Consider the following 23,763-nt stretch of genomic DNA (forward strand, 5'->3'; position numbering starts at 1 on the left):
GAATAAATGTTAGAGAATAATTTTTACGGGTGATTTTCCGTTCCAGATAATTTTTTTCTCCGGTTTTCCTTTTTCGGCCACCGTGATTTCTTCTCCGTTTTTAATCCGCTTAACGCGAAGGTCGAATGTGGTGTTAAAAGCTTTTATCTTATCAAGATTCATGTAGTTCCAATTATCAGGAAGATGAGGTGCACAGGTAAAAGCATGCAATCCGACGGGGGTAATACCGAACAGCCCTTCGATAATGGTACGACAGTAAAGACCGCTTTCGGCGGAAAGCTGAGCTTGGTTGCCTTCGGGCCAGGCTTCCACAGCGTAAGGCACATGGTTACCCAACAATCTTTTCTGCGAATAATATTCAAGATATTTCAGCCCGATATTGGTTTCGCCGGCTTTCAGGATGCCGCGTAGCGCAATAAGTGTGGCACGATCCCAGTACACTGAATCGCCGGCTTGTGTCAGGATACCGTTTTCGCTCCACAGCTTGTCGGAAAGCAGCGCACGGATGGTGCCTTCTTTACGGTCGTAAACTCCCATGGTCAGCGGAAAACAAATCCATGAACGCAATTTGGTGTTGCCTTTGTAATAACGATAAGTATGAAATCCCTGAACGGTAGCTCCAAAATAACGGTTACAGGCTTTACGTAAAGCTGCCGCTTTTTGGCGATACGAACGGGCCAGCACCGGATCTTCATGCAAGGCATCCAACAGGTCGGCAGCACTTAAAAAGCCGCCATAAGCCAGCATATTGGTGGACAGGTTGGCTTTTCCGGCCGGAAAACGACCTTCCAGTTCGTCACAATCGGAAGCAATCACCCCTTCGGGAAGCATTTTTTTCTCGCAGTAAGTCAAACACCATTTGATGAGCGGCAACAGCGAATCAGCCGTTGATTTTTTTCCATAAGCCAAAGCAAAACACGAAGCACCGTAAGCCAGCATGGCAGCATCGCCCCGGTCGCCGGCGCCGTTCCAGATACCGGTTCCTTCGGCAATGATGGACGACGGAATCGGTTTATATTCCGGATTCATGTATTTCGCAAACCAACGATAGCTGTTGATGGCAGACTCATTCCCGTTTTTCATGCCGAGAAACGGAAAAAACGGATTGATGTATTCGCCCTGGTCGTTGGCCCAGATAGCCGCATAATATCTGCCGCCACCGGGGCCGTGCATCAGTCCGCCTTTGGTGGCAAAAATACTTTCCACACCCCGCAGTTTGGCAAAAGCAAACATCCGGTTCAAAATTCTGTCAGGGGTTTGCAAAATCAACCGGCTGTTGACACTGTCGATAAATGCCTGTCGCTTTTGTATTTCACGGGAAGCATCAAGGTGAAAATGCTGGGATACTTTGGTGGCGATAAACAGCTGTGAAAAAGTATATTTTTCGCCGGGGCGAAGTGTGATGTTTCCGGCTCCGGTGTTGTAAGTCTGGATGGTATAAACCCCATAAACGCCTTTGTTTTTCGGGGTTTTGTAAATATAATTCAGCTTTCCGACGGTGATTTTCTTCCGACTTTTCCCGGTATTGACCAGTGTAATTTGTTCCACGATGGCCGGCTTGTCGATGCTGGGTGACAACACTCTTTTTATATCAATTGTTCCGGCATGTGATTGCAGGGTTAAAATGCCGTTAAACGAAATCTGGTACGGTTTTTCCGGAGGAATGGGCCGGCCGTTTACTTTCAGCGGAACCGTTTGGTCAAATATATGAATCAGGCTGGCCTGCGTGATATTGGGAATGGTGCGCAGCATGGGCCAGACCACCTTTTCGCGCAGGTAAAGATTTCCGTTTTGTACACCGTAACGGATAATTCCGGAAACCATCAATCCGCTGAATTCGAGATGATCGAGGTGGTTTTTCTGTTTTACAGTCCAAATGATCTCTTTATTGTCGGGCGACAAATGCCAGATATTTACCAGCGAATCGAGTTTGACTTCGGCAATGGGCTTGTTCTCCTTTTTTTGTTTATTTACCTGGTTTTGACAGGCAAAAAATGAGGTGGCCAGCAGGAGAAGAAGAGCGGTTTTTAAATTTTTTTTCATTTTTATGCGTGAAATGTTTGTGATCTTTTCTTGGCTCGGAATCCCCCTTTGCTGATGTGATTAAAGCAGATGACGGCGTTTTGATAGGGTACAGCCAATTTTATCAAAATAAATGAGTCCGGATGAGAATTAAAATTTAATGATTCTTTCCGCACTTTTTTTCATGGAATTTCCATTAAAAGTATAATAATAAGCTCCTTTCTTTGATTCAGAGACATCTTTTTTGTCGAGCCGTTTTAAAATGTGAAGCGAAAGGATCTTTTTCCGGAAATTTCCCGGATCAAATTCTTTCATAAAAATGGAGTTGTATACATTGCGTAATTGGGTTAAGGTAAATTCGGCGGGGAGCAAGTCGCTTCCGATCAGCTCTCGGCTGGCTTTCATCCGTAACTTGTTCAAGGCCGTTTCCACCATCTCACGATGATCAAAAATCAACTCGGGGAGGTTTTTTACCGGCCACCATTGTGCTCCATACTGATCAACCAGCTCATGGTCATGTTCCTGAATGTTGATTAATGCGTAAAAAGCAACGCTAATGACTCTGCCGCCTAAATCGCGGTTAGGTTTTGAGAAAACCGCCACCTGTTCCATGAACAGGTCTGAGAGGCCGGTAATCTTTTTTAATACACGGGCAGCCGTTTCTTCTACCGATTCGTTGGCATTAACCCAGCCACCCACCAGGGACCATTTCCCTTTGCATGGTTCGATATTTCGCTTGAATAACAATAGCTTGAGTTGGCCGCCTTCGTAACCAAAGACGATGTTATCAATGGCTACGAGGTGTTTTTCTTGTAAGGAATAAGAGGCTAACATAGGCAAATTTTCTACAAAAGAAGAATATACTTTTATAAAAAGCAAGAAAAAAGGTAAGAAATACTTTTAAATAAAAGAGTTTTTTCAGCAGAGAAAAAAAGAAGAACAGAAAAAATAATGATATTCTATTGTTTTTTGGTCCTTTCAAAAAGGATTTGTTTCTTGAATGAAACTCTTTGTTTTTTTAAGGGTTTTCATCTGTTTTTCCGGCGGGCGGGACGGCACCTGGTCAAATAGAAACGTACAATTTTTATTTGGTCGTGTTATGCTATCAGGTGCCGTGCCTGCCGGGGACAACGAAAGGTTCTTTTTTTGGGGGTTAATGTGTGAGTATCAGTTGTTTCAATCTTTTGGAACCTTTGTTTTCCAATTTATAATTTTAATAGTTCTTTAGTAAATGTTTCTGAAAGACTTTTCACTTTCAGGATATAAATTCCTTGTGGGAGTTGTTTTAAATGAAGTGTTATTTTTAATTGACCCTTAGGAAGCTGTTGTTTTAAATAAATTTTTCCATTTACAGATTGAATGGTTATGACTCCCTGAGAATATTCATTCCGGGGAAATTCCAGTGTTACTTGTTCTTTTACCGGATTAGGATAGATTTTTATTCCTGGAGAAGAAGAAAAAGCATGGATTCCTGTTTCAACAACTACGATATGATTTGAAGTATCAGAGCGACATCCGTTTTGAGTAACAACAACATAATAATTCCCTTTTTCTTTTACCGTAAAGTTTTGTCTGGTAGAATCCGTAATCATTCCGTTTTGATTAAACCACTGATTTCCTGTTGGGGTGTTGGAATGGAGAATATTGCCGTTTTGCAGAGTAATCACCGGAGTAGCCGGTTGCTTTTTTATACGAATGGCTAACGAATCGGGGGCTCCTTTGCTGTATTTGTTTTTTCCGTAAACCGAAATAAAACCGGAAACAGAAGAACTGCCATAATGGATGTAGACGCTGTCTGTAGAAGTTTCCACCGTCTTCCCGTCAGGAAGAGTCCAGACATAAGAAGTGGCTGTGGCGATTTCCGGAAGCGTGTATAATACCGAATCCTGTCCCTGACAAACCACCGTATCGCCGGTGATGGAACCCGCTTTATCCGGTTTTAACGGATGGGTGCCGATAACAGCTCCTTGTTGGTAAGAATAATTCCTGGTTGATGTAGGACTCAGGTTATTTAAAAAGAAATAACCATCGTCAGTTCCATTCCAACCCCAGTTAAAATGGAAAAAATCACCCTGATATCCATCGCATACAAAAGAATGGCCTCCGCCGCTGGCTTTATGTCCTCTGTATAAGATTGGCCTTAAGGAGTCTAATTCTGTTTTTATGAGAGACTCCCACTGTGCATCAGAATACGATTCTTTTTCGACAAAATGGGCTGTTGGTGCGTAATAGAAATAATCAGTCAGAGCAGATACGGTATAACTGGTATGTGAACCTGAACTTTTGGGCCCGTAATCCATATCAATAGAAACTCCACAATGATACATCAGAGTAGCTACGGCATTATTAGCAGAATCAAGACGGTCTGGCATATCAGACCACTGATAGGTTGTAGCGCCAAAATTTACGGTTAACTTTCCGTAAGTTTCTGTATTGTCTGTATGAGAACCTTTTCCGTGTTTTGGAAATGACCAGTATTTCATTACTTGAGCCATGGCTGTGGCAACACATCCGGTTAAAGCATGTCCACAATGGCCATCTATATCTTCTGGACATGATGCATTATAGTAACAGCCTTGGTCCCAGGTTGTTTCTAATAAAGGACCAATAATTTTTTCATTTTCATTAGAAGTTTTAAGATTGCTCCAAGCATTTTTTATTGTTTGATTGGGTTGGATATTACTTGTTTTAATTTGAATAATTTCCTGCTTTTTCTCTTTCATCCAGTCGGAAAAAGCCGGAGGTTGGTAATAAGGAGAGTATGATCCTTTAAAGGCATAACCGATCACCGGATACACTCTGCGATCAGCGGAAAGGATTACAAAACCACGGTTTTGCCCGAAGTTAAAAACGTAATACAAAGTATCATTTCCGGAGGTAATACTATATTCGTCTGAGATGGTAACCTGAACCGGTGATGTTTTAAACCGGGATTGATAAAACTGGGTATATTGATTTTTTGCAAAAGCCCGGGCAGTACGGATGGGTACGTTCTGACCAGTAGCCATAGCTGCCCAGGCGATTAAAAAAATGGAAGCAAATAGTTTTTTCATGATCATGGTTGTTTGAACATTTTTTCCGGCAGGTTCATTCAAAAAACGTCTGTTTTAATGTGTTTTAGCACTTTTTTTAAAAGGACTGGTTACTTTTACCACGTCATACTTCACGGCTTTGGGAGTAATGGTTACTTTGATGTAGTTGTAAAAGCCGTCGTTCTCAAATTTTACCAGAGGAGCTCCGGCCCCACCAGTAATAATAAACGGTGTTTCATGCCATTTCCCGCGATAATAAAAATGAATATGTGAGCAAAACAGCATCGTTACGTGATATTGGTCAAACAAATCATTTAACGTCTTTGCGTTTGTCATATCTTTTAAGCTGTGTCCTCTTTTGTATTCTCCGGCACGGGGATCATAAAGCGGAACATGCATAAAAACAAAACGGTACTGATAGTTTTGACTTTCTTTTAGTTGATCTTTTAGCCAGGAGAGCTGCTTGCCCAGTATTCCTAGTTCATCTGCATCGTCCAGTACAATAAAATAGCTGTTTCCTGTGTGAAAAGAGAAATAATCTTTTCCAAAGAATTTTTCATAATTTTTTGATCCGTCATATCGTGGAATTTCGTGATTACCAATTATACCAATGAACGGAACATTAGATTTTTTAATGATCTGCATGTAGTTTTTATACTCTTTCAGGTATCCATGATGGACCAGATCACCATTATCCAGCGTAAATTTTACACTTTTATCTTTATTAATCTCCTCGATGATTTTTGCAAGTACCTTATCTCCACTACGGTTGTCGCCCATTACGACAAATGAAAAACTGGTATCCGCAGGATTTATTTTTTCTATTGCATGAATATTCCAGTTTTGATCAGGTATGGCTTTCAACGAGTCAATGGTGTGATTATAAGTAATGGTGTTGTTTTCGCTCGATGATCCACAACCCATTAGAAAAATGGAAATTACCAAACCTACTATAAACAATATTTTTTTCATTATCAATGTTTTATTCCTTTTTTCTTCAGTATAAATAAAAAAAGCGCAAGCAGATGGGGTTTCTTTCTGCTTGCGCCGATTAACAAAAAATCACGTTACTTTACCCAAAATCATCATTACATCACCTTATGTTGTGCGAATAATTATGCTAAAATTTTCCTGATCCGTTTTGATGATAAGGCTTCCCAACGGGGGGCAGCTTTTGTTGCTGCCCCGGGATTGGGATTTTTGTGCAATTATGCAACAGGATAGGGTTTTCTATTAAAAATCGGAACCTCAATAGCCTTCATTTTGAACCATATTCGGATTGGCATTAATTTCTCCAATCGGAATAGGGAAAGCAAACCGGTAGTCTCCGTATTTCACCAAACCATGGGTTTGATAAAATGGATCAACATCCGGAATGTCTTGGTGGGTACGGGCCAAATCGTCGAAACGGAAACCTTCAAAACACAGTTCTTTTCGTCTTTCCAGAAGAATATTATCTTCAGAAATGGTGGTATACAATTTCGCATCACGATGGGCCGGTATCAAATTTAATTCGGTGAGCGCTTTTGCATCATCTCCTAAGTGATACAAAGCCTCGGCATAATTCAGAATTACTTCTTCATATCGAATAATGGGGATGTCATAATCAAAATTAGCATTGGTCGGATATTTACCAATATTTCTCCATTTTCCATCTACGTTGGCAATCATATCTGGGGCAATGCGTACGTCTGTCGAATCAAATATTTTAGGAAGATTGGGTAATACCTCTATATCACCATAGTTATCTCCTCTGTAGATGTAAGAAAGCCCGTTAATTCCAGCATTATCTGTTGGCCGTTGAGCCAATTCAAAAATAACATTTTTTGCTCCTTTGGTCGAAAATGTTTTGGCATAATCAGCAGCCGGAGCAATTTCGTAATCCCCTGAATTTATCACTTTTTCGCAAGCCGTTTTAGCAGCATCCCAATCGCCAAAGTAAACGTCTACTCTTGACTGTAAAGCTTCTACGGCATAAGTGGTAATAAATTCTCTGGAAGGATCGTTCAAGTCTGGATCCATCAAAGAGAGGGCTTTTTCAAAATCCGCATTAATCATTGTTTTGTCCTCTGCCACCGTTTTTCTAGCAGGCGATAAATCATCTCCTTTAAAAGTGGTAACGTAAGGAACGCCCAAAGTGCCGCCGGTAACATTTTGCTGGCCATACAGTTTCAGCAGGTCAAAATGAGCCAACGCACGGATGGCATACGCCTGACCAATGATATTCTTGATGGCCTCCGGATCTCCTGTGATTTTTTCCGGATCCTGTTTTATGATAACATTAGCGCTGGCGATAACCCGATAAATTTGAGCCCATGTACCGGCTGCATAACCATCATCATCGCCCATTTTCATAGCCGCTACAGTGGTAAATCTTCCGGAATTGCCATTGGAAAAACAATTATCAGACCGTATTTCTCCATAAATAATGTAGTTACGACCATAATAATAATGACTGGTCATTCTATTATAAGCTCCCAATAACAATCCTTGCATATCTTCAAGTGTATTTATGCTTGTACTAATCGCTTTATCTTGTGCAAGGGTAGGGTCTAATGCGTCTTTACTGCAAGAAAACAAGGTTCCCAATAACACAAGCGTTAATAGGATATTAATTGTCTTTTTCATCTTTTAAAAATTTAAATTTAAACCAAATACAACTGATTTTACAGGGGGAGTAGTTAATCGAGTAAACCCGTTGGCTCTGACTTCCGGATCATATTTTAACCGGTCATCTTTAACCCAGGTCAATAAATTTGTCCCTTTCACATAAACGGTTAATCCTGTTAATCCGACGTGAGATAAAAGTGCTTTGGGGAAATTGTAACCCAGTGTAACATCTTTTAACCGGATATAGTCTCCATCATACAAAAATCGGGTAGAAGTTCTTGATGAGTTATCATGGTATGTGTATTTCATTTTTGGTACATCGGTAATATCACCGGGTTTTTGCCAACGATTCATAAGCGGAGAAACGCCGTTGAATAACAAGGTAGAATATAACCCGGCATTGTGAGTATAACGCGACCATCTTTCGAAAACTTTATTTCCTCCAGAGTAATACATACTGGCATCGAGATAAAAACCCTTGTAGTCAATATGGGTTGAAAGGCCGCCTGTATAAGTAGGAATGGCACTTCCTCCCTGAAAAGCTTTTTTGGCTGCATAGTAATCGGTAGTGACCGTATCATTTGGTCCTCCGGTACCGTTCAGATACCAAAGAGCATCACCTGTGGCAGGATCCACTCCGGCGTATTTCCGCATATACCAAGCAGAAATTGGATGGCCTACAGCCACTTTTTGGCTTCCGCTTTCGATATCAATATAGTTCCCTTTGGCATCTCTGGCCAAATCCAGCACTTCGTTGCTCAGTCCGGCATAGTTGAAAGATACATTCCAGTGGAAGTTCGATTTCTGAAAAATACTTACTGTTAAAGTAGCTTCTATCCCTTTGTTTAATACTTTCCCGGAATTTTGTACCTGACTGCTGAATCCGGTAGTACGCGACATGGGAACATTTTGTAGCAGGTCGTATGTTTTTTTGTGGAAATAAGAAATTGATCCGTTGATTTTATTTTTCCAAACAATAAAATCCATTCCGATGTCATAATTCTTATTCTTTTCCCAGGTTAAATTACTGGCTCCAAATTGGCTGGGGTAGATGGCTGCTTTGTCTGCATAATTTGCATCGTACGAAAGCAGTGCCTGATAAGAATTGATCGGAATTTCAGAGTTGCCGCTTAAACCATAAGAACCACGGATTCTCAACATATTAATAAACTTAATATTTGAGAAAAAGGATTCACGGTTAATGTTCCATGCGGCACCCACTGACCAAAAGTTACCATACCGGTTGTCGGAAGCAAACCGGGAAGAACCTTCTCTTCTGAAAGTAAAGTCAGCAATGTATTTTCCAAGGTAGTTGTAATTAAACATACCGAGGTAAGAAAGATTACTCCAATCATAATAAGATGAGGTAGCATCCCAATTGGCTCCTGCATTGGCAATATTGGTTAAACCATCTGCAGCAAACTGTTCACCATAACCAAATAAGTAATTATCTTTATTTTTTTGGTATTCCATTAAGGCTTTAAAATGGAAAGTGTGGTCATGATAACGATAGGTGTAATCTAAAGAGTTTTGAGCGACTACTGTAAAGTTTCTGTCAACAGAAGATTCTGCATAACCATTGACATCTGCTCCGTCACCATAATGCCGGTTAGCATATCTTTTGTAAGTGGCAATATTGTAGTCTAAACTGATCACAGATTTAAATTTCAGGTTTTTAATAATTTCCCATTCTACATAGGAGTTACTCAAACCACGTGTCAGTTCATTACGTCGAATGTCGTTTTTTACAATGTAAAGTGGGTTAAACGGCATGGCTATATCTGTATTAATTGTGCCATCATCATTATAAGGATGATCCCACGGACTCATAAAATACTTTGCAATAAACGGGTTTGCAAAGTAGCCGCTTTGTTCTGCCAAAGCATTTTGTGTAGAGTTAGAAACCGTATTAACCGTAGAAAATCTTATATTCTTTCTGAAATTCCGGCTATAATTCAAATTACCGCTAATTCTTTTAAAATCACTACCAATAACTGTAGCTTCGGTTTTATTGTAGCCAACGGAAGCATAAAAATCGGAATTTTTACCACCGCCACTAGCAGAAAAATTATAATTTTCAGTAGGTGCGTTTTTATTTTTAATGACGTCCGGCCAGTCACCATCCACGCCATCCCAATTTTGAAGTTTGCCATGGTCGAGATTGTGGGCAACCATAAAACTGTAGGTAGAGTCTTTGGATTGGAAATAACCTTTTCCATAAGGGCCATAAGTATTGTAAATTCCTTCCAGGAATAACGTTTCTCTTTGTTTACCTGTTAAAGGTTCGAGTCCTTTAACGGCATCATTTTGAAATCCGTAACTGGCATTAAAGTTAAAATGAGTTTTGGTGTCCATCCTTCCTTTTTTGGTGGTAATCACAATAACACCGTTAGAACCCCGGGCACCATAAGCCGAAGTGGCTGAAGCGTCTTTCAAAACAGTAACGCTGGCAATATCATTACTGTTAATGGCGGCAAGCGCACTCAGCGAACTGGATGACCGGCTACCGCTGAAGTTTTCGTTAATAACAGGTACTCCGTCAATAACAATTAACGGGCTGTTTCCTGCTGTGATAGATCCTACCCCGCGAATCCGAATGTTTTGTACAGAACCGGGAGTACCAGAAGATGTGGTAACCACAAGGCCGGGAACTTTCCCCTGCAAAGCCTGGGAAACATTAACTACCGGAATTTTTTTGAGGTCGGCCCCTTTTACCTGAACAGCCGAACCGGTTATCTCGTTTCTTCCTTTGGTGGTATAACCCAGTACAACGACCTCATTCAGGCCTTCGGTAGCTGTTTTCATGGTCACGTTAATAACAGATTTTCCTTTAATGGGAACTTCCAGTGATTTCATCCCAACAAAAGAAAATACCAGGGTTTGATCCGTGCCTTTTACTTGTAGGGTGTATTTACCATCAACGTCCGTAACGGTACCGTTGGTGGTTCCCTTTACCAATACGGTAACTCCGGGAAGGGTTTGTCCTTTTTCGTTAGTGACGGTACCCGTAATGGTGATTTTTTTCTCTGCTTGTTGTTGTTCGGCTTGTGCCGCAGGCGTGAGAATGACGGTTTTTCCCTCTATTTTGTATTTTACCCCACATCCGTCGAATAATTTATTTAAAACAACGTCAATGGGTTGATTGTTAACCTGAATGTCCACTTTTTTATCTAAGTTAACAAATTTGCTGCTCCAGGCAAAAGTGTAATTACTTTGCTGGGAAATTTCATTCAAAACCTGCTGAATGGTAACATTAGTCATTCTTATCGACAAGTTGGCTTCCTGGCCTTTAGACGTTTTTGCCGACAATGTGAAAAGATTCACCAAGATTAATATGACTGTTAACCGTGCGATAAGGAAAAATTTACTTTTGTAAAAGCTGTAAAGCCATTTAATCGTATCTTTATAATTCATAATTTTGTATTTGTGATTAATAATTATAAATAGACCTTTTGCAACGCGTCTGTTTATGATTTTTTAATTGTCCAGTCGGGAAATGTGCCAGCATTTTCCGACTTTTTTGTTTTGCATCTCTTACTCTTTTTTTGTTTCATAGGCAACTGGTTTTTGTTATTCATTATTTTTGATAAAATCTTTCCATCGTTTTTTATCTTTTGTCACAAAGATTTTTCCGTCTGATTGTTTGAAACAAACCGGGGTCATTTCGTGTAATATTTTCAAGACGGTAGGTAAAGGCGTTTTGTTAAACTGAACGGTATAGTTCATTTGATTTAAAATACTGTCGTTGTCTTTTATAACAATTTTTGCATTGTACCAACGATTAATTCTTTTCACGACCTCCGGTAAAGGCGTGTTTTTAAAGACAAGACGGCCTTTTATCCAGGCAGTATAGTCGCTTGTGTTGATTTTTCGGACCTGGAACGTGTTGGTTTTTTCTGAAAAGGTGGTTTGTTCACCCGGCGACAGAATTACTTTTGCCTTGATTCTTCCAAACCGGCTTTTCCTGAAGGCCATGACCCGGCCGTGGACCAAAGTAACCTGAACCGGTTCATCGCAATAGGCACTGACATTAAAACCGGTTCCCAATACTTTTACATTGATTTTTGGGGTGTGTACAATAAAAGGATGTTTAGCATCTTTTGTTACCTCAAAATAAGCTTCTCCGTGCAAGCAGATTTTTCGGGTTTTCCCAAAATGTCGGGGGTATTTTAAAATGCTTCCGGAATTTAACCAAACGTGGGAGCTGTCCGGAAGAATAACCGATTTTTTTACGCCTAAAGGTGCTTTTACAAAAACGCAAACTTCTTTTTGATGCCAGTGGTAAATGGATCTTCCGCCAAAAAACAATAAAAGCCCCAGAATAAATATTGCAGCTATTTTTAAAAGACGCGGGATAACTTTTTTCCGGGGGATAGAACGAATCGTTGTTTTTTTATTGGGTTGGGCTTCTTTGGTCCGGATGGTGGTCAAAACACGTTGTAAAAGTTTTTCCGGATCGTAGGAAGCGGGGCTTTCTGTATTTTCTGCTGTTTCCCAGAGTTGTTCAACAGCTTTATAAAAAGCTTTCTGTTCTTCTTCTGTTTCAAATCGTTTTAAAAGTTGACGTAGTTCTTCCTCGTTGTACTCGTAGTGAAATAATTTTCGAATAATCTCCAGATATTCTCCCTCACGCTTCATAGAAAACTTCTTTTATTACAAGTATGCTTTGCTCAACAAAAACCATTACCCGAAAAAGAAAAAATTTTCCTTCGGGAGGGATTGTTTCTTATAAGTACAATGTAATCAAAGAAATAGGAAAAGAAGAAACAGGTATTTTCCGAGCGACTCCCGGATAAATTTTAATGCTTTTGACATTTGGCTTTCCACCGTGTGAACGGAAATATTCAGCCGTTGAGAAATTTCTGCATAGGATAGCCCCTCTTCGCGGCTTAGTAAAAAGATTTCTCTGCGTTTAGGGGGTAGCTGATTGATTACTTCGGTGAAAGATTGCTCTAATTCGTCAAATAAAACTTTTGACTCGGTAGGATTGGGATTGGCCTTTCTTTGTTTAATAACTTCCCGCAGGATAATTTGCCGGTGGATCTCGGAACGAATGTGGTAAAAAGCCATGTTTCGGGCAATCGTAAAAAGAAAACCGGAAAACGATTTTTTGGTGTCAATGGTTTCTTTTATCGTCCAAAGCTTAACAAAAATGTCTTGGGTAATATTTTCGGCTTCTTCACTTTGGTGTAAAATGGAGTAACAAAACGAATAAATTTTTTTGTTGTATAAACGGAAAATTTCTTCAAAAGCGGTACGATCACCTTTTTTTAATGCTCCTACCAACGTTATTTCATCCCGCATTTTTAACTCCCTTATCTGCTTAATTATTAAAAATTTAATTACAACAGATGTTGAAAAGAAAAAATAAAACCCAAAAGCCCCTGAAGAAAGAAAGTTTCATTTTTTCCGATAAATTTCTTGAACAAAAGTATGATAAAAAAAGCATTTTGACCTGGTTTTGTATTTAGAAAAACGAATTTAAACTGAAAAGGATGCTCTTTGATAAGATAATTTTGTTCTTAAAAGCTTACAGCCAAGCGTTAATAACGGTTATTTTTTAACGGATAAGAATTTGTAAAAAAAACAGTAAAAAATTTTCTCTTTTGTAGAATCTGGAGAAATAAACCGAATTTTAAAACAACTGTTTGTTAAAATAAAAACACCATATAAGTACTAAATTATCAGTATTTTTTTTAATCAACGTTTTTATCCGCCAACAGGGAAAAGAACAAATTTCCGGTTGTCGGAAACTGATAATTAATGTGTTCCGTTATTTTTTTAAGTCTCTCGGTTTTCCGCCTTTGCGCCAGTGTTCTTCTATTTTTTCCAGCGGTACATCTTTGGTTTCGGGCAGGTAATAATATCCCCAAATCAATCCCAGAACACCAATAAAAGCATAAAGCCAGAAAGCTCCTGCCGGATTGCCGTTGTCGATAGCCTTGGTAACAAAGGTGTGGGTGGTTGCATCATAAATTTTTTCATGGGTAATGATGCCGGTACCGGAAGCGGTAAACAGTTTAACTATCTTAAAGAAAGTAAATGCCACCACACCATTAAAAAACCAGTTGGAAAGTGATCCGATGGATGTACCGATTCCTCTTACCCGCAACGGGAAAATTTCGGAAATGATAAGCCATCCCAATGGTCCCAGGCTGATAGCAAAAAAGGCAATGTAAATCCATACAAAAGCAATAGCCATCCATTTTCCGGTATCACCCAGTGCGGTATGAAAAGCAAATACCATTCCGAGTGCCATCAGCGAAATAACAATACCGCTCAATCCGATGAAGTACAGCTTCCGGCGTCCCAGCCGGTCAATCATAAACAATGACAGAATGGTAAACAGTACGTTGATGACTCCCACACTTACGGCTCCCCAAATTCCGGCACGGGCCCCTTCAAATCCGACAATCATAAAAATTTTCGGGCTGTAGTAAATTACTGTATTGATACCCACGAATTGCTGAAAAAACATAATTCCTACAGCAATAATTAAAGCCGTACGCAGCCAGGGACGGAAAATTTCCCGCAAACCGGCTTTTTCTTTGTCCTGTTCAATTTCTTGCTTCATCCGTTGGATCGATTCTTCCACCAGTGCCGGTTCTTCAATGCGTTGCAGGATTTTCCGGCTTTCTTCTTCGCGGCCTTTGCTCATCAGCCAACGCGGTGTTTCCGGAAGAAACAGCATGCCAATGAGCAGAATGAATCCCGGAATCATTCCGGCATAAAACATGGGGCGCCACGAACTAAGCACATCATTATTGGCAAAAGCCAAATCGCTCAGATACGAAACCAAAATACCTATGGTGATGAGTAGTTGAAACAGCGAAACAAGACGTCCCCGCATTTTGGTGGGAGAAATCTCTGCAATGTAAAGTGGTACGGAAAAAGAGGAAATCCCGATAGCCAGACCGATGAACAAACGGGCAAGAATTAAATCGGTGGGATTAGGGGCCCAACCCGACCAGGCTGCACCCACAACAAAAATGATTGCTGCTCCGAGAATTGTTTTCCGGCGTCCGAAAATGTCGGAAAGCCGTCCGGTAAACATGGCTCCGATAACTGCACCGATCAATCCTGCCGTGGTAATATTTTCCACCATGCTGTTACTTAACTGAAAATCCTGTTGAAAAAAAGGAATGGCTCCGGAAATTACGCCGGTATCAAATCCAAAAAGTAATCCGCCTGTGGCGGCTACCGCAGCAATAATTACGACCAGATTTTTGTTGTAGGTTGTTTGTTTTTCCATTTCTGTTGTTTTTAGGATGGTCTGTTCAGGACACTTAATGTAAAAATAACACTTAATAACCCTACAAATGTATAAAAACTATTGAATTGAACAAGGTTTTTGTCAAGCATTAATCATGGAGCTTTGTTTATATTATATAAACTATTGTTAATAAAAAGTTTATGTTTATTGTTTTTTTGTTCAAACCTCTTGTTTTTGTATTTCTTCTCTCGGTCTTAGTAAATGTTTTTATGACAATAAGTCTGGATGTAAAATGAAATGTTTACCTTTGTACGGTGAATTTTTCCCGGAAATAGCCTTTGTATTTTAAATATAACCGGAATAATCCGGAGAGAAAACCCGGTAAAAAGAACAAAAGCCGTTTTGACAAAATTTTGATACGAACGCAACTTGATAACAAAAATAAACGGTAATTCGACAGATATAAAACAGAAAAATGGACAAACGATTGATTCCTAATATTTCAGTGGATGCTGTGGTTTTTGGCTTTGATGATTTTCATCTGAATATTTTGTTGGTTACCCGTCCGGTATATCATGAGGGGAAAAACTATATCGATTGGAAATTTCCGGGAGATCTGATTCGGAAAGATGAAGACCTGGATGTTTCTGCCGAGCGGATTTTGTATGAACAAACCGGATTACAGAAGATTTACCTGAAACAGTTAAAGGCATTTGGCGATACCAACCGGTTAAAACGACAACCCCGCGATATGACCTGGCTGTATGCCATTGATCATCCGGAAGAACGGGTAATTACGATTCCCTATTTCGGACTGGTAAATCTTTCTGAAGATGTGGATTATAAAACTTCTTTAAATGGAAATGCCCGTTGGTTTCCGGTGGATGAAGTAAAAGATTTGCCATTGGCTTTTGACCATCGTGATATTTTTACTTTTGCTCTGGAAACGCTTCGGAATGAGTTGCGTAATCAGCCGCTTGCCTTTGAATTATTACCGCCCAAGTTTACCTTGAGCCAGTTGCAACGAATTTATGAAGTTGTTTTCGAAAAAAAGCTGGACAAACGTAATTTCCGGAAAAAAATAGCCGGCTTGCGCTATATTGTTCCTTTACACGAAAAAGAAACAGAGGTATCGCACAGGCCGGCTCAGTTGTATATGTTCAGCAAAGATATTTACCAAAAACTACATACCCGCCAGTTTGATTTTACAATTTAACTGCACGGGCTGTAGTGTGTGGCTGTTATTTCTTTTCTTGCCCCGGTACTTTAAATTTATCGCCGGTTTGTTCAATAATTAGTTTATACCAATCTTCACCATATCCCGGTTGCTCCAGTTTAGGATTCACGTATTTGTATCCTTTGGGTACCGGACGTTTAAATTTAATGTTCCCGTCCATGTATTTCATAAACAGGTGGTGATAAAGATTCTTCCAGGTTTTGAACGTTTTGGATGCCATGGCATTGCTGTATTCGGTCAAAAATGCGACAGCTTCTTTCGGATTGGTTTTATAAAGTGTTTCAGCTGTTTCGTCTACGGCAGGTGTAAAAGCGAAAAACTCATTTTCAAGTTTCGATTGTGCTTTCACAATGTCGGGATGAATCCGGTCCCATGCCGTGTAGGCAAAATTTTCGACCTGATTGAAAATCCAGAACCCTGAGGAATCAGACCATTCCATCATGCTGCCATTGCCGACTCTGAAATTTTCCGGAATGGTAGTAATGGACGAATAGATGGGCATGTAAACTGTTCCGGAAGCATCGTCAACGCCCCACCAGATAATTCCGCCCACTGCGTCGGGCAGCCAGCTGCGCGATTGGGCTACAAAAGTAAACCCGGTTTGTTGGGTAGCCGTGGCCCGTTCGTTAAAGTATTCTACACCATTTACTTTCCAGGTAAGCGGACGCCAGCGGTAAGGACAATGAAATGGTCCGGCACCTACGTCTTTGCTCATGTCGAGTTCGGTACCTTCCAGATGGTTTCGCATAAAATGCATCATATCTTTCAACGTGATTTTTTTATCGGGTTTTACCCACAGCGGCATCCGGTTCGTGGCGTAACCGTTCAGGTTTTTGTCCCCGTCGGCCAGCCGTTTTCCGTGCTCAATATGTCCTTTGGCGTAATCCCAGTATTTATCCATTCCTTTTTTTACATCGTTAAACATCGTCCATACACGGATTTCACAAAAACGGGCCCCTTCAAAGTCAACGGGAGCATAAGTATCGGAAAAGGAAAAATCTTTATCCGGTCCTTTGTAAAAGCCTTTTTTGCGGGCAAAAGAAATGACGTCAGCAGCATAAACGGTGTTGACCTCTTTATTAAAAATTTTATCCATTTGGTCAGAAGTGATGGAGGTTTTTCCGTTGGCCAGCGGGAAAGTGGTAATACGTGCCTGGTTGGCATGTCCGGATACATAACCGTCAGGTATGCGGCGGGCTACCCAAACAGCGCCTTTTTCGCCTTTACCTTTCCCAATCATTTCCAGAATCCAGGCTTCGTTTTTATCAGCAATAGAAAACGATTCCCCTTCGCTGTAATAGCCATATTTTGCTACCAGCTGTGTCATCACCTTAATGGCTTCGCGGGCACTTCTTGAACGCTGTAAAGCGATATAAATCAGGCTGCCGTAGTCGATTACGGCTTTGGGTTGGTGTTGTAATGATGCTCTGCCGCCGAAAGTGGTTTCGCCGATGGCTACCTGGTATTCATTCATATTGCCCACCACATTGTACGTCTGATGCGCCTGTTCAATTTTTCCAAGATATTTTCCGGTATCCCAGTCGTACACATCCATCATGGTGCCTTTGGGCCAGGTTTGTGCCGGCCAGTGATAAAGTTCACCATACAACACGTGTGAGTCGGCATTGTAGGAAATCATAACGGAACCGTCAGCCGAAGCTCCTTTGGTAACCAGATAGTTGGTACAACCGTAACTGGTTTCGGTAAATGAAAAAAGAAAAAGGACAAGAAAGCCCAACAGGGTGGAGATTTTTTTCTGCATAAGACCAAAAATTTAATGTTTTATTGAAATGAACGACAAATGTACATGTTTTTGCGGGATGAGACTTTGAAATTTTATTTGTTTTCCGGATCGAAAAAACGAAACATTTGAAAAATAACCAGGACAAAATAATGACAGAGCGATAGATGAAAATTATTATCTTTAACCCTGTAAAATAAACAGCCAACCAATCATTTAACAGCTATCCTATGAAAAAACAATTTACGTGTAAGATTTTTTATGTCTTACTGGCGGGTTTTGTTGTCTTTGGGACACTGCCTGCCCAGGCAAAAAAGAAAAAAACCAAAACTCCGGCTCAGCATGAGCTAAAAGCATCTTTGTTCAACGGATTAAAATGGCGAAGCATCGGGCCGGCTTTCACTTCCGGACGAATTGCCGATTTTGTCGTTGACCCGGATAATCACAGCCGGTTTTATGTGGCAGCTGCCTCGGGTGGTATCTGGAAAACCGATGATGACGGAACAACCTTTAAACCGGTTTTTGATCATTACGGGGCCTATTCCATGGGATGTCTTGCGATGGATCCGAATAACCACCACGTTATTTGGGCCGGAACCGGAGAGAACAATCACCAACGGGCACTCGGTTACGGAAACGGTGTCTGGAAAACGACCGATGACGGAAAAACATGGAAAAACATGGGATTGAAAAATTCACGTCAGATCGGGAAAATTCTCATCGATCCCCGAAACTCCAATGTTGTTTATGTGGCGGCCGAAGGTTCGGTTTGGGCACCCGGTGGCGATCGTGGTCTTTACAAAACCACCGACGGCGGAAAAACCTGGAAACGGGTGTTGTACATCTCGGAAAATACCGGAGTGGCCAATATGTGTTTTGAACCCGGGAATCCGGATGTGATTTATGCCGGAGCCGAACAACGTCGCCGGAGACAATGGACACAGATTGGCGGCGGCCCCGAGTCGGCATATTACAAAACCACCGATGGCGGAAAGACCTGGAAAAAGTTGACCAATGGAATTCCTTCGGTGGACAAAGGCGGAATGGCTATTGCTGTTTCTCCGGCCAATCCGGATATTGTGTATGTCATGTTTCAGGCTTCTAACGGAAAAGGCGGATTTTTCCGGTCAACTGATCGGGGGGCTTCTTTCAAAAAAATGAGTGATTATTACAGCAGCGGACAGTATTACAGCGAATTGTATCCTGATCCGAAAAATCCAAACAAGGTTTATGCCGTGAATACTTACGGAGCGGTTACACTCGATGGCGGTAAAACCTGGAAACATATCGGAAACAACAAACGTCATGTGGATGATCATGCGTACTGGATTGATCCACAGCATACCGATCACATGCTCATTGGCTGCGATGGTGGGGTGTATGAAACCTGGAATGGGGCCAAAACGTTTATTTTTAAAAATACGCTTCCGGTTACTCAGTTTTACCGGGTTTGGGCCGACAACACCAAACCTTTTTATTGGGTTTACGGCGGAACGCAGGACAATAACAGCCTGGGTGGCCCCTCACGAAACCTGAAACGGGGCGGCGTTACCGGTTGTGAATGGGTGACTACGCTTGGGGGCGATGGTTTTTGGCAGGCTTCCGATCCAAACAATCCGGATATTGTTTACTCGGCTTATCAATACGGAAATATTTATCGCTATGACCGGAAATCGGGAGAGCGAATTAAAATAAAACCGATGCCCAAAAAGGGAGAAAAAACCTTCCGCTGGAATTGGGATGCTCCGTTTATTGTGAGCAGTCACCAGCCAACCCGTTTGTACATGGGGGCAAACAAGTTGTTTGAAAGCGATGACCGCGGAAACAGCTGGCACGAAATCAGTGGCGATCTTACCCGCGATCTGGATCGCAACAAGATGAAAATCATGGGAAAATACTGGCCGTCCGATGCTGTGGCCAAGGATGTTTCCACTTCACAATGGGGAACCATTGTTTCGTTGGCCGAATCTCCGTTAAAAGAAGGCCTTCTGGTGGTGGGTACCGATGACGGTGTCATTCAGATTACCGATAATGACGGAAAAACCTGGAATAAAACAACCTCTTTTCCCGGAGTTCCTGAATACACTTATGTGAGTGATGTTTTCCCCTCTAATTTTGATGAGAATGTTTTCTTCGCTTCTTTTAATGATACCAAAAGCGATGATTTTAAAGCTTATTTGCTGAAAACGACCGATAAAGGAAAAACATGGACTTCCATTGCCGGAGACCTTCCCAAAGAACCGGTTCATACTGTAGCTCAGGATCCGGTTAACAAGAATCTACTTTTTGTGGGAACGGAATTCGGGTTTTATTTTACCCTGAACGGTGGAAAGCACTGGATTAAACTGGGAGCCGGACTGCCGGATATTGCCGTGCGTGACATTGCGATTCAAAAAAACTGGAAAGACCTGGTTATTGCCACTTTCGGACGTGGAATTTATATTCTGGATGATTATTCTTCTCTGCGACAATTGTCGGCAGACAAGCTGAAAAATACACCGGCTATTCTTTTTACTCCGCGTGATGCCCTGATGTATATTCAGCAAGATGATCGTTACGGAACCGGTTCGGCTTATTATCAGGCGCCTAACCCGCCTTTTGGTGCTAATTTCACGTATTATGTAAAGGATGTTCCTAAAACATTGAAACAGCAACGGCTGGAGAAAGAAAAAGCGCTCTTTAAAAAAGGAGAACCTATTCCGCAGCCAACACACGAAGAGTTGGAAAAAGAGAAAAACGAAACCGGTCCGTATTTTGTTTTTGTCATCAAAAATGCTCAGGGTGAAGTGGTTCGGAAGATATACAAGCCGGCGGCCAAAGGCATTCACCGTGTAAACTGGGATTTGCACTATGTCAGTCCGCAACCGGTACGGCTAAAAAATAAAGAGTTTAATCCGATGGCCGATGGTGCTGACGGCATGATGGCTCTTCCGGGAAAATATACGGTTACCTTGGAATTGTTCCACAACGGAAAAGAAAAACCGTTGGCCGGTCCGGTTTCATTTACCGCCAAAGTGTTAAACAATACCACTCTTCCGGCAAAAGACCGGCAGGCACTGGATGCGTTCTTCGGACAGCTTTCTGATTTGTGGCGGGTAATGAGCGGGGCCCAGCAATATCTGAACAGCCTGAAAACCAAAACGGCTTATGTTCAACAGGCTATCCAGATTACTCCGGCAGCTACGCTGGCCATGAAAAATCAAGCCCAGGCAGTGAAAGAGGAAATTGAAAAAATCAATTATCTCTTCCATGGCATGCCGGCCAAAGCCAGTTTTGAAGAAGTTCCGCCGGAACCGATGCCGTTGATGAAACGATTAAACGAAGCGGTGTTTGCTTCCTGGGAATCTACCTCGGCACCTACCGAAATGCAGAAAATGAACATGCAAATTGTCAAAGAGGCTCTTCCCGGTGTCCTTGCCCGCATAAAAAAAGTGGACGAGCAGCTGAAAGCACTGGATAAAGAACTCAATGCGATTAAAGCACCCTATACGCCCGGACGTTTGCTTCAATAGAAAATTTCCGGAAGAATAAAAAAGCCTCTCTGCAAAACAGAGAGGCTTTTTTTAAAACCGTGATAAAATTATTTTTTCTCGTAGGTTACAATTAAATCACCCAACGGGGTTTTGGTGTCCGAGATAATGTGGGTTCCGTCCCATTTTCCCAGTTTATGAAACATGGCCGGTTGTGTGGTGAAGTAATAACTGATCTCATGATCTTTTCCCATTTTCCAATGGGCTTCGTGGGTATTGTTGTCCAGAATCAGCACCATGACCGAATCGTTCATAATCCGGAAACTGATTTTTTTCTGTTCGGCCACAATATGGGCCACCAGTTCCGGAGGTAATTTGGTTTTCCCAAAATTAGTTTTTACATCAGCTACTTTCCATTCGCCTTTTAACTTTGATGCCGGGCTGTTACATGCTCCTAAAAAAACGGCAGAGAGCAGAATAAGAATCAGAATTTTTTTCATACGTTTTATTTGTCTCGTTTCCGGCAAAAATACAACCATATTTTAATTGGAATGAAATGACGGGATTTTTTTTCGTTATCAATTAAGTTGTTGTATCTTTCTTTGAGAAAAGTAAGGCCTTGGTTATACTTTTTTGTGTGGAATAGTGCATCAGTAAAGTGCTTCGCTGGTAGTGGTTTAACAAAGATTATGTTTTCGGGAGAAGGGCCTCAGGCGAAAAAAGTCTATCTTTGAAGCATGTTAACGGTTAAAGATTTAAACATTCATATTGGCGATCGTCCGGTGGTTCAGGATGTAAATTTTACATTGAAAAAAGGAACCTGTACCGGACTGGTAGGAGAGTCGGGTTCCGGCAAATCGTTAACCGCCTTGTCGCTCATGGGGCTTTTACCCAAACAGGCCCGGATTACAGGGGGGCAGATTTTATTTAAAGACAGAAATTTGGCTGCTCTCTCCGAGAAAGCTTTTCGGGATATCCGGGGAAAAGAAATCTCCATTGTATTTCAGGAGCCGATGACTGCGCTGAATCCGGTGATGCACTGCGGTAAACAGGTGGTAGAGATGATCAGGCAACACCAAAAAGTTTCGAAAGACGCTGCCCGGCAAAAAGTATTGTCTCTTTTTGAGAAAGTGCAGATCCCGCGACCGGAAAAGATTTTTTCTTCCTATCCGCATCAGATCTCAGGCGGGCAAAAACAGCGGATCATGATTGCCATGGCTTTGGCCAATCATCCGGATATTCTTATTGCAGATGAACCGACGACGGCACTGGATGTAACAGTGCAGAAAGAGATTCTTCTGCTTTTAAAGCGCCTTCAGCAGGAAACCGGAATGAGCCTGCTTTTTATTTCGCACGACTTAAATGTGGTTTCCGGTATTGCCGATGAAATTTTGGTGATGTATCAGGGAAAGATTGTGGAATCCGGAAACCGTCAACAAATTTTTGGGAACCCGCAGCATGCTTATACCCGGGCCTTGTTGGCTTGTCATCCGCCATTGGATAAGCGGTTGAAGAAACTGGCAACGCTCGATGATTTTATGCGTAAAGAAAATGCCGAAGGTTTTCATCCGGAAGAAGAAAAACCGGAAGAAAGAAAAGAACGGCTGGCCCGGTTATATACCCAAAAACCGTTGGTCAGGGTGGAAGAGCTGGTCAAATCGTATCCGTTGCAAAAGTCGTGGCGGGGAAAGGTCATCCGTTCGTTACAGGCTGTGGATCATGTGAGTTTTCAGGTGTATCCGGGCGAAACGTTAGGTTTGGTCGGGGAATCCGGTTGCGGAAAAACAACACTTGGCCGGACATTATTACGGTTGATCGATCCGGATAGCGGACGGATCTTTTTTGAAGAGACAGATATTCTGCCTCTTTCACGCAAAGAATTAAAACCCTACCGTAAAAAAACCGGAATTGTTTTCCAGGATCCGTATTCGTCACTAAACCCGCGGATCAGTATCGGAAAAGCCATTATGGAGCCCATGCAGGTGCATAAGCTGTACAAAGGCAAAGAGTTAAAACAGAAAACCATCGAACTGATGATAAAAACCGGTTTGAAACCGGAACATTTTCACCGTTATCCTCATGAATTTTCCGGCGGACAACGTCAACGGATTGTGATTGCCCGGGCACTGGCTCTCAATCCGCGATTTATTATCTGCGACGAAGCTGTTTCTTCGTTGGACATTTCGGTGCAGGCAACCGTTCTTAATCTGTTAAACCGGTTGAAAGCCGAATTCGGATTTACGTATATCTTTATTTCGCACGATTTATCGGTTGTCCGCTTTATGTCCGACCGTATTATCGTGATGAAAGAAGGAAAAATTGTGGAAACGGGCGATGCAGATGAGATCTATTATCATCCGAAACACCCCTATACTCAAAAACTGATTGCTGCAATTCCCGTTTTGCAAAATACCATGTAGAATTTAAAAAAAGAGAAA

The 23,763-nt window shown here is 41.5% G+C and carries 14 protein-coding genes; 3 read left to right on the forward strand and 11 right to left on the reverse strand.

Translation table 11 applies throughout. From position 1 onward, the window contains the following. Window positions 1-9 precede the first annotated feature (9 nt). The 9 genes from LA303_RS01290 to LA303_RS01330 all read right to left on the reverse strand — a co-directional run bounded on the left by LA303_RS01290 (window position 10) and on the right by LA303_RS01330 (window position 14,916). On the reverse strand, window positions 10-2,043 hold the full coding sequence (locus LA303_RS01290; protein ID WP_240526134.1) for a hypothetical protein: 2,034 nt from the start codon (window positions 2,041-2,043) through the stop codon (window positions 10-12). Window positions 2,044-2,172: 129 nt separating this feature from the next. Then, complete coding sequence (locus LA303_RS01295; protein ID WP_240526135.1) at window positions 2,173-2,856, reverse strand: NUDIX hydrolase; 684 nt, start codon at window positions 2,854-2,856, stop codon at window positions 2,173-2,175. Window positions 2,857-3,227: 371 nt separating this feature from the next. Further along, on the reverse strand, window positions 3,228-5,075 hold the full coding sequence (locus tag LA303_RS01300; protein ID WP_240526136.1) for a C10 family peptidase: 1,848 nt from the start codon (window positions 5,073-5,075) through the stop codon (window positions 3,228-3,230). Window positions 5,076-5,129: 54 nt separating this feature from the next. Continuing rightward, a complete protein-coding gene (locus tag LA303_RS01305) occupies window positions 5,130-6,026 on the reverse strand; it encodes a metallophosphoesterase family protein (RefSeq protein WP_240526137.1) in 897 nt (298 codons plus the stop codon). A gap of 276 nt (window positions 6,027-6,302) precedes the next feature. Continuing rightward, window positions 6,303-7,682 carry a RagB/SusD family nutrient uptake outer membrane protein gene (locus tag LA303_RS01310; protein WP_240526138.1) on the reverse strand — a complete coding sequence of 460 codons (1,380 nt, stop codon included), beginning with the start codon at window positions 7,680-7,682 and terminating at the stop codon, window positions 6,303-6,305. A gap of 3 nt (window positions 7,683-7,685) precedes the next feature. Next, window positions 7,686-11,078 (reverse strand): TonB-dependent receptor, encoded by a 3,393-nt coding sequence (locus LA303_RS01315; RefSeq protein ID WP_240526139.1) that lies wholly within the window; start codon window positions 11,076-11,078, stop codon window positions 7,686-7,688. A gap of 156 nt (window positions 11,079-11,234) precedes the next feature. Beyond that, window positions 11,235-12,302: a FecR family protein gene (locus LA303_RS01320; RefSeq protein WP_240526140.1), complete on the reverse strand. Its 1,068-nt coding sequence runs from the start codon at window positions 12,300-12,302 to the stop codon at window positions 11,235-11,237. A gap of 105 nt (window positions 12,303-12,407) precedes the next feature. Continuing rightward, a complete protein-coding gene (locus LA303_RS01325; protein WP_240526141.1) occupies window positions 12,408-12,968 on the reverse strand; it encodes an RNA polymerase sigma factor in 561 nt (186 codons plus the stop codon). Between the two features lie 469 nt (window positions 12,969-13,437). Further along, the gene (locus LA303_RS01330; protein ID WP_240526142.1) at window positions 13,438-14,916 is read right to left on the reverse strand and encodes a sugar porter family MFS transporter; all 1,479 of its coding nucleotides are present in this window, start codon (window positions 14,914-14,916) and stop codon (window positions 13,438-13,440) included. 436 nt (window positions 14,917-15,352) lie between these two features. On the opposite strand from LA303_RS01330, the gene LA303_RS01335 reads away from it, so the two are divergent. After that, window positions 15,353-16,093 (forward strand): NUDIX hydrolase, encoded by a 741-nt coding sequence (locus tag LA303_RS01335; RefSeq protein WP_240526143.1) that lies wholly within the window; start codon window positions 15,353-15,355, stop codon window positions 16,091-16,093. A gap of 25 nt (window positions 16,094-16,118) precedes the next feature. On the opposite strand, the gene LA303_RS01340 is transcribed toward LA303_RS01335, so the two are convergent. After that, complete coding sequence (locus tag LA303_RS01340; RefSeq protein ID WP_240526144.1) at window positions 16,119-17,876, reverse strand: dipeptidase; 1,758 nt, start codon at window positions 17,874-17,876, stop codon at window positions 16,119-16,121. Window positions 17,877-18,085: 209 nt separating this feature from the next. Here LA303_RS01340 and LA303_RS01345 point away from each other — a divergent pair, with 209 nt between their 5' ends. After that, window positions 18,086-21,367: a VPS10 domain-containing protein gene (locus LA303_RS01345; protein WP_240526145.1), complete on the forward strand. Its 3,282-nt coding sequence runs from the start codon at window positions 18,086-18,088 to the stop codon at window positions 21,365-21,367. A 68-nt stretch (window positions 21,368-21,435) separates the two neighbouring features. Here LA303_RS01345 and LA303_RS01350 read toward each other — a convergent pair whose 3' ends face one another. Further along, window positions 21,436-21,825 carry a hypothetical protein gene (locus LA303_RS01350; RefSeq protein ID WP_240526146.1) on the reverse strand — a complete coding sequence of 130 codons (390 nt, stop codon included), beginning with the start codon at window positions 21,823-21,825 and terminating at the stop codon, window positions 21,436-21,438. Between the two features lie 237 nt (window positions 21,826-22,062). Here LA303_RS01350 and LA303_RS01355 point away from each other — a divergent pair, with 237 nt between their 5' ends. Further along, complete coding sequence (locus LA303_RS01355) at window positions 22,063-23,745, forward strand: ABC transporter ATP-binding protein (protein ID WP_240526147.1); 1,683 nt, start codon at window positions 22,063-22,065, stop codon at window positions 23,743-23,745. Window positions 23,746-23,763: the final 18 nt, after the last annotated feature.

The sequence above is a fragment of the Candidatus Sulfidibacterium hydrothermale genome (genome assembly GCF_020149915.1).
GTDB lineage: Bacteria > Bacteroidota > Bacteroidia > Bacteroidales > F082 > Sulfidibacterium > Sulfidibacterium hydrothermale.